Genomic DNA, 12,115 nt, shown 5'->3' with positions numbered 1-12,115 from the left:
GGAGAAAGCTCCTCGGCATCCGTCATCTCCTCGGAATCCGACGCGGCGCAACCCCCTCTCCCGGCCGCGGACGGCGGCCTACCGTGGGCACATGACTGATCAGCGACCAGACGACACCGAACCCGACGCGCCGCTCGGCGGCGACGAGACCACGGAAGACCAGCTCGAAGCCGACAACCCGGCCGAGGAGGACACGCTGGCGACCCTCGACCCCGACGCCCCGCCCGCCTGACCCCACGCCCGCGGGCGTAAGGTGTGAAACGGTCTGACCGACAACGACGCGACCGCCATGGGTTTCACGATGGCCCTGCAGTTCGGCCCGCCGCTCGTGCTCGCCGGCTTCACCGGTTGGGTCGCCGACCGCTTCGAGCGCCGGCGCATCCTCTACGTCACGCAGAGCGCGCTGATGACGCTCGCGATCGTGGCCGGCATCCTCCTCCAGGATCAGCGCTGAGCCGCCCGCGGTCGGCAGGCGCGGGTTACGCCTCGCGCGTGATCAGCACCTGCACGTGCAGGTCGCCCTTGTGCGGCCCGGCGTACACGCCGCGCAGCGGCGGGACGTCGTTGTAGTCGCGCCCGCGGCCGACGAGCACGTGCCGGTCGCCGATCTCGATGCCGTTGGTCGGGTCGAACCCCTGCCAGTCGCCGGCGAACCACTCCACCCACGCGTGCGACTCGCCCATCGTGGGCGCGCCGACCTCGGCGTGGTCGTTGGGGTGCAGGTAGCCCGACACGTACCGGGCCGGGATGCCGACCTCACGCAGCGCGCCCAGGGTGATGTGCGTGATGTCCTGGCAGACGCCCTTGCGCTCGGTCCACGCCTCGGCGGCGGTCGAGTGCACGCCGGTGATGCCGTGGACGTACTCGACGGCCTCGCCGATCGCCACCGCGATGGCGTGGGCGGCGCGGGCGGGGGTGTCGTGCTGCGCTGCGATCGAGCGGGCGATCTCGACGACCTCGGGGTGCGCCGCCGTCCGCGGCGACGTGCCGAGCATCTCGACGGTGGCGATGGAGCGCGCGCTCGCGGCGGCCAGGCGATCCCACGTCAGGTCGGAGAACTCCAGCGGACGCCGCCGCACCTCCACGAGCGAGCGCGCCGTGATCTCCAGCGCCGCGTGGCCGGCGAGCACGTCGAAGGCCGCCACACGGGTTCCGAAGTAGTCGACGTAGTAGTTGACGCTCGTCGACGGCTCGATGTCGAGCTGCGAGCTCAGCACGAACTGCGTGTCGGTGGAGCTCGGCAGCATCCGCGCTTCGTTGTACGACGCGCCGACGGCTCCCTGATATGTGAAGCCCGTGGTGTGCTCGATCCGCAGTCGTCTCACGAGGTCTCTCCGATCCAGCTCGGCTCGGCGTGGGTCGGGAAGAAGCGGCCGCGGATCGCCTCGGACGCCTCGCGGGTCACCTTCTGCACGCGCTCCATGTGGTCGGGCAATTCGCTGAGGATCTCGGTGATCGGCCGGTACTCCAGGTCGTTGCGGATGCGTCCCAGCGCCCGCAGCACGGTGTTCGAGTGCCCGACGCGGTCGGCGACGGGGTCGATCGCGCTCATGCAGTTCTCGGCCTGCGCGATCGAGTGGATCACCGATCGTGGGAACAGGCGGTCCAGCAGCAGGAATTCCGCGGCGTTAGACGCGCTCGGCATGCCCCGGTAGGTCCGCAGGTACGCCTCGTAGGCGCCGCACGAGCGCAGGATGGTGGTCCACGAGGGGCCGGATGCCTCCGTCAGCGCCCGTGTCGCGAGGAGGCGCGCCGTCATGTCGGTGCGCTCGATGGAGCGACCGAGGGTGAGGAACTGCCACGCCTCGTCGCGGCTCGTGGACGAGTCGGTGATGCCGACGGCGAGTGCGGAGCGCTCGCGCACCCACTGGAAGAACTCGTGCACCTTCTCGTTGTTCAGGCGCCGCGGCATGCGCGAGTTGGTGGTGTTGAGGGTCTCCCAGAGTTCGGTGGAGACGATCTCGCGCGCCCGCCGCGCATTCTCACGGGCCGACTGCACGGCGTAGGCGATGCTCGACGGGTTGGCGCGGTCCACCGCGAGGCTCGTGAGCACGTCGGAGCGGGTGACCTCCCCGGCATCCGCCGGCGGGAACGTGCCCATGACGCCCATGAGCGAGCGGCACGCGGTGTCCTCGTCGATCCAGGGGTCCTCCAGCAGCAGCTGCAGGTGCACGTCGAGGATGCGGGCGGTGCCGTCGGCCCGCTCGATGTAGCGCCCGATCCAGAACAGCGATTCGGCGATGCGGCTCAGCATGCGGAACCTCCCTGGCCGACGGATGCCGCGGCATCCTGCGCCTGCTGCTGTTGCTCCTGCTGCTCGCGCGTGGTCAGCGGCCGGTCCTGCGGGGAGTGGGCCTGCTCGCCCTGCGGGTCGTAGATGATCGGGATCGCCTCGGTCACCGAGGCCTGGTCGGCGACGAGGCCGGCGAGCCCACCCGAGGTCTGCACGGCGTAGTCGCGGCGGCGAGGCGCCTCGCCCCCGACGACCCACGTGTCCTTCGAGCCGCCGCCCTGGCTCGAGTTGACGACGAGCTGACCCTCCGGCAGCGCCACGCGCGTGAGCCCGCCGGGCAGCACCCACACCTCGTCGCCGTTGTTCACCGCGAAGGGGCGCAGGTCCGCGTGGCGCGGGCGCATCCCGTCCTCGACGAGCGTCGGGATCGTGGAGAGCATGACGACGGGCTGGGCGATCCAGCCGCGCGGGTCGCGGATGAGCTTCTTGCGGAGCTTCTCGAGCTCTGTGGGCGAGGCATCGGGTCCGACGACCAGCCCCTTGCCGCCCGAGCCGTCGACGGGCTTGACGACGAGCTCGTCGAGGCGATCGAGCACCTCTGCGAGCGCCTCGGGCTCCTCGAGCCGCCAGGTGTCGACGTTCTTCAGGATCGGCTCCTCCGACAGGTAGTACCGGATGAGGTCGGGCACGTACGTGTACAGCAGCTTGTCGTCGGCGACGCCGTTGCCGACGGCGTTGGCGATCGTGACGTTGCCCAGCCGCGCGGCGAGCATCAGGCCGGGGGCGCCGAGCATGGAGTCGGCGCGGAACTGCAGCGGGTCGAGGAAGTCGTCGTCGACCCGGCGGTAGATGACATCGACGCGCTTGGGGCCGCGGGTGGTGCGCATGAACACCTTGCCGCCCATGCACTGCAGGTCGCGCCCCTCGACGAGCTCGACGCCCATGAGGCGCGCCAGCAGCGTGTGCTCGAAGTACGCGGAGTTGTAGACACCGGGCGTGAGCACCACGACGTTCGGGTCGTCGATGCCGGGCGGGGCCGACGCCCGCAGCGCCTGCAGCAGCTTGTTCGGGTAGTCCCCCACCGGGTGCACGCGCATCGAGACGAACAGCTCGGGGAGGGTCTGGGCCATGACCCGGCGGTTGGAGATCACGTAGCTGACCCCCGAGGGCACGCGCACGTTGTCCTCGAGCACGCGCATCTCGCCGTGCTCGTCGCGGATGAGGTCGATGCCGGCGACCTGGATCCGCACCCCGTTGGCGGAGTGGATGCCGGCCGCCTGCCGGTAGAAGTACTGGCTCGAGGCGATGAGTGCTGCCGGCAGCACGCCGTCGCGGACGCAGTGCTGGTGACCGTAGGCGTCGTCGAGGAACGCCTCCAGCGCGCGCACCCGCTGCTGCACGCCCTTCTCGATGCGCGACCACTCGTCGTACTCGATGACGCGCGGCACCGCGTCGAGCGGGAAGGGGCGCTCCTCGCCGGCGAAGTCGAACGTGACGCCCTGCGCGAGGTACGAGCTCGCGAGCGACTCGGTGCGTCCGCGCAGCTCTTCCTGCGTCATCTTCGCGAGGGCCTGATACAGCTCGCGGTACGCCGGACGGGACTGGGCGGTCGACCCCGACGACGCCGGCGCGGCGAACATCTCGTCGAACGCCGGCACCCCCGACGCGGTCTTGCGCGGCGTCAGCGTCGAGCCGTATCCGTCGAAGAGGTCACCCATGTCACGAGCCTAGCCCGGGCCGTGTTTCGTGAATATGACGGATGCCGCGCCCCGCCCGCTCCGCCCCGCCACCCCGCTGCACTGCGCCGCGCCCGTGCGCCGAGTGCGCCCCTTGTCCGCGAGTGCGCCCACTGTGGACGGGCTGCACCGGGCGCACTCGGCGAGAAGGGGCCCGCTCGGCGCCAGAGGCTCGGCGCCAAAGGCTCGGCGCCACGGGCTCGGCGGCAAGGGCGGCTCCGCTCAGCCGGCGAGCACGAGGCGCACCTGCTCGACGGCCCAGTCGAGCTCGGTCGCGCGGATCACGAGCGGCGGCGCGATGCGGATCTTCTGACCGTGCGTGTCCTTCACCAGCACGCCGCGGGCGAGGAGCTTCTCGGCGACCTCGCGCCCCGTGCCGATCGCCGGGTCGATGTCGACGCCGGCCCACAGGCCCGCGATCCGCACCGTCGTGACGCCGTGGCCGACGAGCTCGCCGAGCTTCGCGCCGAGGTGGTCGCCGAGCGCCTGCGCGCGGGTCTGGAACTCCCCCGACGACAGCATCTCGACGACGCGCAGGCCCACGGCATCCGCCAGCGGATTTCCGCCGAAGGTAGAGCCGTGCTCGCCGGGGCGGATGACCCCGAGCACGTCGCGGTCCGCGACGACCGCCGAGAGGGGCAGGATGCCGCCGCCCAGCGCCTTGCCGAGCAGGTACACGTCGGGGACGACCCCTTCGCGATCGCACGCGAAGGTCGTCCCGACCCGCGCCAGCCCCGACTGGATCTCGTCGGCGATGAACAGCACCCGGTGGCGGTCGCAGATCTCCCGGATCGCCCGGAGATACCCCTCCGGCGGGATCACGACACCCGCCTCGCCCTGAATCGGCTCCATGAGCACGGCCGCGGTGTTCTCGTCGATCGCAGCCTCGATCGCGGCGGCATCCCCGTACGGCACCGAGACGAAACCGGGCGTGAACGGACCGAAGCCGTCGCGCGCCTGCGGGTCGTCGCTGAAGCCGACGATCGTCGTCGTGCGGCCGTGGAAGTTCCCGTCCGCGACGACGATCTTCGCCGCGCCGGCGGCGACGCCCTTCACGCGGTACGCCCACGCCCGGGCGACCTTGATGCCCGTCTCGACGGCCTCGGCGCCGGTGTTCATCGGCAGCACGAGATCTTTGCCGCACAGCTCCGCCAGCGCCGCCGCGAACGATCCGAGCCGGTCGTTGTGGAACGCGCGGCTCGTGAGGGTCAGCCGGCCCAGCTGCTCGGTCGCCGCGGCGACGAGGGCGGGATGCCGGTGCCCGAAGTTCAAAGCCGAGTACGCCGACAGCAGGTCGAGGTAGCGCTTGCCCTCGATGTCGGTCACCCACGCGCCCTCGCCGCGGGCGATCACGACCGGCAGCGGGTGGTAGTTGTGGGCGACGTGAGCGTCTTCGGCCGCGATGATCTCGGTCGTGACGTCGTCGGTGGCGGTGGTGGTCATCGCGTTCCTCGCAGTTCGAGCGTGCAGCACTTGATCCCGCCGCCGCCGAGCAGCAGCTCGGACAGGTCGACGAGCACGGGGTGGTAGCCGCGTTCGCGCAGCTGGGCTTCGAAGCCCGTCGCGCGCGGCGAGATGAAGACGTTGTAGCCATCGGATGCCGAGTTCAGCCCGAACACGGCACCGTCGGCATCCGACACGAGGATCGCGTCGGGGTAGCGCTCCTGAAGGATGCGGCGCGAGGCCTCGTCGAACGCGGAGGGGAGGTAGGCGATGTTCGCCCGGTCGACGCCGCCGGGGCCCGCGACCGGATCGAGCACCGAGATCGCGGTGTCGAGGTGGTAGAAGCGCGGGTCGATCAGCCGCAGCGAGACGACCTCGCGGCCGAACACGTCCGCCACCTCCCGGTGGCTGTCGCCGACCGAGCGGAACCCGGTGCCGGCGAGGATCGTGTCGCCGACGAGCAGGAAGTCGCCCTCCCCCTCCTGCACCTCGACCGGCTCGACGACCTCGAAGCCGTGGGCGGCGAACCAGTCCATGAAGGGCCGCTCCTCGCCGCGCCGCTCGTCGACGCGGAACCGCACCCCGAGGGCGCGCCCGTCGATGACGAATCCGCCGTTGGCGGTGTACACCATGTCGGGCAGACCCGGCACCGGGTCGATGAGCTCGACCTCGTGGCCGAGCGCGACGTAGGTGTCGTAGAGGGTCTGCCACTGCGCGAGCGCCTTCGCGGTGTCGGTGGGCTTGGCCGGCTCCATCCACGGGTTGATCCGGTAGCTGACGGTGAAGTGCTCGGGCCGGCACATCAGGTAGCGGCGGTGCTGCTGGATGCGCGCGGGGGCATCGGGTCGTGTCTCGCTGCGCTCACTCAGCGACGGGGGTGTGGACATCTTCTCGCTCCTGGCTTCTCGCTCTATCCGGTGATTCCCGGGCGGGGCGGCGGACGCTGTCCAGAGGCCCGGTGGAGCTGAGAGAGCCGACGGTCCGGGCACGCCGGCATCCATTGTGCCAGACCGCCCCGCGGGCGCACCGGTTGCCCGTGTCGGTGTTGTGAGTAGATTTCTTCTCATGGGGAGACGTACGGGGGACGAGACACGGGCGCTGCTGCTGCGCGTCGGGACTACGCCCGCGTCGCCGTGGACAAGCTGATCGCCGACGGGGCGCCTGGCGACGACATCATCCGCGCCGCCGCCGAGGCGCACGTGCGCACGTCGGCCGTCGACGTGAGCGACCCCACCGACGCGGTCGGTGCGCAGCAGTCCCTCATCGCGCTGGCGCTGCGGACGACCGCCGACACATGGCCCGAGCTGAAGGAGGCGAGCCGGTAGCGCCATCAGGAGTCGATCGCCGCGTTCGCGGAGTTCTACGCCTACCTGATGGAGGCGTACGGGCTGCGGATGAAGACCCCGCTGACGGTGACGGACTTCACCGAGGCGATGGCGGCGATGGGCGAGGGTTTCGCGGTGCGCGCGATGGAGGGGATCGAGCACCCCGTTTACCACGCGGCCGAAGACGACGATGTGCCCACCGGCGAGTGGACGCTGTTCGCCCTCGGAGTGCGAGCGCTCGTGAACGAGTTCATGACGCCGATCGACGCGGCCGCCCGGATGCCGTTCGCAGACGCGCCGGTGACGCCCCCCGCTCCGGCCAGCGACGGGGGCGGGAGCTCTGGGGTCGGATGATTCCCCCGGCCCCAGAGCGACACTCCCCCCGGTGTGTCTTGACGGGTTCGACCTTCGGCTCTGCCGTACTGGAACCGGTCTCCGTCGGCGCTCCCCAGATGCGCCACTCATATGGTCACCTTCCGGGCACCTCAAGGCCAGAAAGATAACTTGTTTCTCTCCCGGCGGGTTTCTGGACGTCGTCCAGCCGCGGCCGGGCTCAGATGACCTGCTCGCTCCAGGTGTCGGGGTTGCCGAAGCGGTGCGCGGTGATCGTGATCGACTGCTCGTGCAGGAACGGCAGCAGTTCGATACGTCCGGCCGTCGTCACCTCTCCGTCGTAGACGGCGATGTCGGGGTCGCCGTCGGTCGCCTCGGCGAGCGCGTGATGCAGTGCCGCGACGGATGCCGCGGCCTCGCCGTCACCGGACGGCGCCGGCCCCACGAGGCGCACGCGCGGTGCGGAGCCGGAGGAACGGGCGACGCGGATCCGGTCGATCCACTCGTCGTCGCTCTCCACGAACACCGGCACCTCGAGCTCCCCCAGCGCGCGGCGGACCTCGGCAGGCAGCCCGACGGGCGCACTGACGGTGAAAGCGCCGCCCACACGCACGGCGGCGATGACGACGCGCAGGAGCGCCGGCCACGCGGCATCCTGCGTCGCACGGATCGCGACCTCGACGGGCCGGTAGCGGAACAGATTCCGCTCGACGGTCAGCTGCGACACGTCCTTGACCTGCCCGAACTCGCGGCTCCAGGCGACGGCGTCCGACAGCGCGGCGCGGCGCAGCCACTCGAAACCCTCGTAGTCCAGGGACGACTGGGCGGCCTCGATGAGGTCGGTGATGCGCGCGTCGAGACCGCGCAGATGCAGGGTCGACGACGGCGGGCCGCCCGATGCCGGTCGCCACGACCCCAGCCCGACGAGGTAGTTGGGGCCACCGGCCTTCGTGCCCGCCCCCACCGACGAGCGCTTCCAGCCGCCGAACGGCTGGCGCTGCACGATCGCGCCGGTGATGCCGCGGTTGACGTACAGGTTGCCGGCCTGCACCTGGTCGAGCCACAGCTCGAGGTCGGCCGGGCTCTGCGTGTACAGCCCCGCGGTGAGCCCGTACGCGACGGCGTTCTGCAGCTCGATCGCCTCGGCGAGCGAGTTCGCGTGCATGACCCCGAGCATCGGCCCGAAGAACTCCTCCAGGTGGGTGCGCGACCCCGGACGGACGCCGACGCGGATGCCGGGCCGCCACAGCCGACCGGCGTACTCCGGCGGCGCATCGTTGACCTCCCGCGGCGCGACGAGCCACTGCTCGCCCTCTTCGAGCGTCGTCAGCGCCCACTGCAGCTTGCCGCGGGGCACCTCCACGACGGGCCCGACCTCGCTCAGCGGGTCGGAGGGCGGCCCGACCCGCAGCGACTCGGCGGCGTCGACCAGCTGGCGGGCGAAGCGCTCGGAGCGGGCGACCGACCCGACGAGGATCGCGAGCGAAGCCGCCGAGCACTTCTGGCCGGCGTGGCCGAACGCGCTCTTGATGAGATCGGATGCCGCGAGGTCGAGATCTGCCGACGGCATGACGATCATGGCGTTCTTGCCGCTCGTCTCCGCCAACAGCGGCAGGTCGGGGCGCCACGAGCGGAACAGCTGCGCCGTCTCCCACGAGCCGGTGAGGATGACCCGGTCGACCTCGGGGTGCGACACCAGGCGCTGCCCGAGCGTCCCCTCGTCGACGTCGACGAGGGCGAGCACGTCGCGGGGGACGCCCGTCGCATCCAGCGCCTCCCAGACCGCCTCCGCGACGACGGCCGCGCAGCGGCGCGCCTGCGGCGCGGGCTTGAAGACGACGCCCGATCCGGCGGCGAGCGCGGCGAGCACGCCGCCGGCGGGGATCGCGACGGGGAAGTTCCAGGGCGGGGTGACCACGGTCAGCCGCGCGGGCACGAACACCGCGCCGCTGACGCGGTCGAGCTCGCGCGCGGTGGCGGCGTAGTAGTTCGCGAAGTCGACGGCCTCGCTGACCTCGACGTCCGCTTCGGCGAACACCTTGCCGGTCTCGCTCGCCGCGACCTCGATGAGCTCGCCGCGCCGGGCCTCCAAGGCCCGCGCGACCGCCTTCAGCACGTCGGAGCGCTCCGCGGCGGGCCGGGCTCCCCACGACTGTCCCGCGGTGCGCACCCGCGCGACGGTCTCCTCCAGGACGGCCGGGTCATCGATGCGGGCGGCGCTGATCGCGGCATCCCCCGCCGTCGAGGTCTCGACGCGCGCGACGACCTCGGCCGCCCACTCCCGGTTGGCCGGCAGGGCCGGGTCGGAGTCGGGGGAGTTCGCGAAGCCGGGGGCGCCGAGAGCGCGCGCCGTGGTTTCACGGGGCGCGAACGCCGCCGTCTCCACGATGCCCTCGGCAGCGAACGGTGCCGCATCCGCATCCGCTGCCGACGCCCGTGCGATGCCGACGACGGCCTGCGTCAGGTCGGAGTCGGGCACCGCCGCGAGGGGGCCGGCATCGCGCACCAAGACTGTGCGCCCGGGCTCGGGATGAGCGGCGCGCCGCCGGTCCTGCGTGCGGTTGGGGCCGACGGGCAGCGCCGGGTCGGCGGCGCGCTCGAGCGAGGCGAGGAACCGGTCGCGCTCGCGCGCGAACAGGCCAGGGTCGGAGTGCAGATCGAACGCGGCGGAGAGGAAGTTCTCGCTCGAGGCGTTCTCCTCCAGCCGGCGCACGAGGTAGCTGATCGCGACGTCGAACTCGTCGGGACGCACCACCGGCACGTACAGCAGAACGTGCCCCACCTCGCGGGAGACGGCCTGCACCTGCCCCTGGGCCATGCCCAGCAGCATCTCGAACTCGATCGCGTCGCGGACGCCCCGGTCACCGGCGAGCAGCCAGGCGTAGGCGATGTCGAACAGGTTGTGGCCGGCGACGCCGATCCGCACCGCCGCGGTGTGCTCCGGCTGCAGCGCGATGTCGAGGCAGCGCAGGTAGCTGGCGTCGGAGTCGAGCTTCGACGCGTGCGTCGCCAGCGGCCAGTCGTGCATGACGGCATCCACCCGCTCCATCGCGAGGTTCGCGCCCTTCACGAGGCGCACCTTGATGCGGGCACCCCCGGCGGCGACGCGCTGCTGCGCCCACGCCGTCAGCTGCTGCAGCGCCGGCAGCGCGTCGGGAAGGTACGCCTGCAGCACGATGCCTGCTTCGAGCCGCTGCAGCCGCGGTTCTTCCAGGATGCGCGTGAACACCGCGATCGTCAGGTCGAGGTCGCGGTACTCCTCCATGTCGAGGTTGATGAAGGTGCCGGTGGCGGATGCCGTCAGGTACAGCGGCAGCAGTCGCTCCACGACCGTGTCGACGACCTCGTCGAACGCCCACATCGAGATGTGGCTGACGATCGCCGACACCTTGACCGAGACGTAGTCGACGTCGTCGCGGCGGATGAGGTCGTGGATGCCCTCGAGCCGGCGCAGCGCCTCGCGCTCGCCGAGGACCGCCTCGCCGAGGAGGTTCAGGTTCAGCCGGGCGCCGCCCAGCCCCGGGGCCTGGGGCTGGCGCAGGCTCGCCAGCGCGGGCCCGAGCTTATCGGGACGGGCGTCGACGATGAGGTGGCCGACCATCTCGCGCAGCACCCGCCGAGCGATCGGCACGACGGGGCTCGGCAGGGCGGGGGCGACGGTGCCGCCGGCGCGCACCGCGGCGCGCAGGTACCAGGGCAGGAACTCGGGCACGAGCGGGGCGACGCGGCGCAGGTTGGATGCCGCGGCCACGAGCGACTCCGGACGCATGACGCCGTCGACGAAGCCGATCGTGAACGGCAGTCCGTTGGGGTCCTTCAGCACCCCCGCCAGCCGCTCCGCGGCGGGGTCGACGGCGGCGGCCGCGGACTCGTCGACCCAGCGGCGGGCGAGTTCGATGGCCTGGGCCGCGCGTGAGGTTGCGTTGGTCACATCACCAGAGTGCACCGTCTCCATCCGTACAGGGTGCGGCACGAGTACGATTCGACAAAAGCGATGATCCGTGACGGATACCGTTCGGCTTCATCGATGATTTACGAGGGGAAGGGTCCCGTGTTCGAGCTGCGTCGCCTGCGCCTGCTGCACGAGTTGGCGCAGCGCGGTACCCTCGCCGCCGTCGCGGAGGCGCTCTCGTACAGTCCGTCCACGATCTCGCAGCAGCTCGCGCAGTTGGAGCGGGATGCCGGGGTGCCGCTGCTCGTGCCCGAAGGCCGCCGCGTGCGACTCACCGAGCACGGCGCCGCGCTCGCCGCCCACGCCGCGCGGGCGCTGGAGGCCGACGAGCAGATCCGTGCCGAGCTCGAGGCGCTGCAGCCCGGCATCGCGCCGGTGCGCGTTGCGGTGCTACAGACGGCAGCGCGCACCGTCATGCCGGCGGCGCTGACGCTGCTCGCCGACCGCGCGCCGCTCTTGCGCGTGGAGCTTGCTGAAGTGCCGCCGGAGGAAGGGCTGTTCGAGCTGGCGGCGCGGGGCTTCGACCTCGCGATCGCGGAGCAGTACCCGGGCCTGACCCGCGAGCACCGCAGCGGGCTCGAGCGCCGGACCCTCGGCACCGACCCGATCCGCATCGCAACCGCCGCGACCGGCTCGGGCGGCGGAGGCGGCGGGGCGGGCGCTGACCGCGGCGGGGCGCTGGAGCTCGCGGCGCTCGCGGATCGCCCGTGGGTCATGGAGCCGCGCGGCACCGCGGCGCGCGAATGGGCGGTGCAGCAGTGCCGCGCCGCCGGGTTCGAGCCCGACGTGCGCTTCGAGCTCGCCGATCTCGCCGCGCACGTGCAACTCATCGCCGCCGGGCACGCCGTGGGGCTCCTCCCCGATCTGCTGTGGGCGGGCCGGCGCCCGCAGGCGGACGGGATCGCGCTGACCGACCTGCCGGGTTCGCCGGTGAGCGAGATCTTCACGGCCGAGCGCCGCGCGGCCACGCCGCGCCCCGGCATCCGTCTCGTCCGCGAGGCCATCGCCGACGCGTTCGTCCGCCCCGCTACCCTGAACGCGTGAGCACGCCACCGCCGAACGCGCCCGCGACGGGCGCGCAGCGCTCCCGGTT

General features: G+C 72.0%; 10 protein-coding genes and 1 pseudogene. 5 read left to right on the top strand and 6 right to left on the bottom strand.

From position 1 onward, the window contains the following. Nucleotides 1-91 precede the first annotated feature (91 nt). A complete protein-coding gene (locus JOD60_RS04295) occupies nt 92-232 on the top strand; it encodes a hypothetical protein (protein WP_198159113.1) in 141 nt (46 codons plus the stop codon). A 33-nt stretch (nt 233-265) separates the two neighbouring features. Beyond that, a pseudogene (locus JOD60_RS04290) lies at nt 266-439 on the top strand (MFS transporter); the annotation flags it as partial. A 40-nt stretch (nt 440-479) separates the two neighbouring features. Here JOD60_RS04290 and JOD60_RS04285 read toward each other — a convergent pair. The 5 genes from JOD60_RS04285 to ddaH form a co-directional block, all read right to left on the bottom strand. Continuing rightward, entirely contained in the window at nt 480-1,325 is an 846-nt protein-coding gene (locus JOD60_RS04285) for a transglutaminase family protein (RefSeq protein WP_076688868.1), read from the bottom strand. Continuing rightward, entirely contained in the window at nt 1,322-2,254 is a 933-nt protein-coding gene (locus JOD60_RS04280) for an alpha-E domain-containing protein (RefSeq protein ID WP_076688866.1), read from the bottom strand. Before JOD60_RS04280 ends, JOD60_RS04285 begins: the two co-directional genes overlap by 4 nt. Further along, the gene (locus tag JOD60_RS04275; RefSeq protein WP_076688864.1) at nt 2,248-3,951 is read right to left on the bottom strand and encodes a circularly permuted type 2 ATP-grasp protein; all 1,704 of its coding nucleotides are present in this window, start codon (nt 3,949-3,951) and stop codon (nt 2,248-2,250) included. Before JOD60_RS04275 ends, JOD60_RS04280 begins: the two co-directional genes overlap by 7 nt. Before the next feature lie 240 nt (nt 3,952-4,191). Next, nucleotides 4,192-5,412 carry an ornithine--oxo-acid transaminase gene (gene rocD, locus JOD60_RS04270; RefSeq protein WP_076688862.1) on the bottom strand — a complete coding sequence of 407 codons (1,221 nt, stop codon included), beginning with the start codon at nt 5,410-5,412 and terminating at the stop codon, nt 4,192-4,194. Continuing rightward, nucleotides 5,409-6,299, bottom strand: a complete 891-nt coding sequence (gene ddaH / locus JOD60_RS04265) for a dimethylargininase (RefSeq protein WP_076688859.1) — start codon at nt 6,297-6,299, stop codon at nt 5,409-5,411. Before ddaH ends, rocD begins: the two co-directional genes overlap by 4 nt. 246 nt (nt 6,300-6,545) lie before the next feature. Between ddaH and JOD60_RS04260 the strand changes: the two genes are divergently transcribed. Then, nucleotides 6,546-6,737 carry a hypothetical protein gene (locus tag JOD60_RS04260; protein ID WP_076688857.1) on the top strand — a complete coding sequence of 64 codons (192 nt, stop codon included), beginning with the start codon at nt 6,546-6,548 and terminating at the stop codon, nt 6,735-6,737. Nucleotides 6,738-6,785: 48 nt separating this feature from the next. Then, a complete protein-coding gene (locus tag JOD60_RS04255) occupies nt 6,786-7,091 on the top strand; it encodes a hypothetical protein (protein ID WP_076688855.1) in 306 nt (101 codons plus the stop codon). A 199-nt stretch (nt 7,092-7,290) separates the two neighbouring features. Here the strand turns inward: JOD60_RS04255 and JOD60_RS04250 are convergent, their stop codons facing one another. Next, the gene (locus JOD60_RS04250; protein WP_076688853.1) at nt 7,291-11,025 is read right to left on the bottom strand and encodes a proline dehydrogenase family protein; all 3,735 of its coding nucleotides are present in this window, start codon (nt 11,023-11,025) and stop codon (nt 7,291-7,293) included. A gap of 96 nt (nt 11,026-11,121) precedes the next feature. On the opposite strand from JOD60_RS04250, the gene JOD60_RS04245 reads away from it, so the two are divergent. Beyond that, a complete protein-coding gene (locus tag JOD60_RS04245) occupies nt 11,122-12,066 on the top strand; it encodes a LysR family transcriptional regulator (RefSeq protein ID WP_076692046.1) in 945 nt (314 codons plus the stop codon). Nucleotides 12,067-12,115 lie beyond the last annotated feature (49 nt).

Origin of the sequence: Microbacterium aurum (assembly GCF_016907815.1) — a bacterium.
In the GTDB taxonomy this organism is placed as follows: domain Bacteria; phylum Actinomycetota; class Actinomycetes; order Actinomycetales; family Microbacteriaceae; genus Microbacterium; species Microbacterium aurum.
This window is presented reverse-complemented; position numbering and strand designations above follow the sequence as displayed.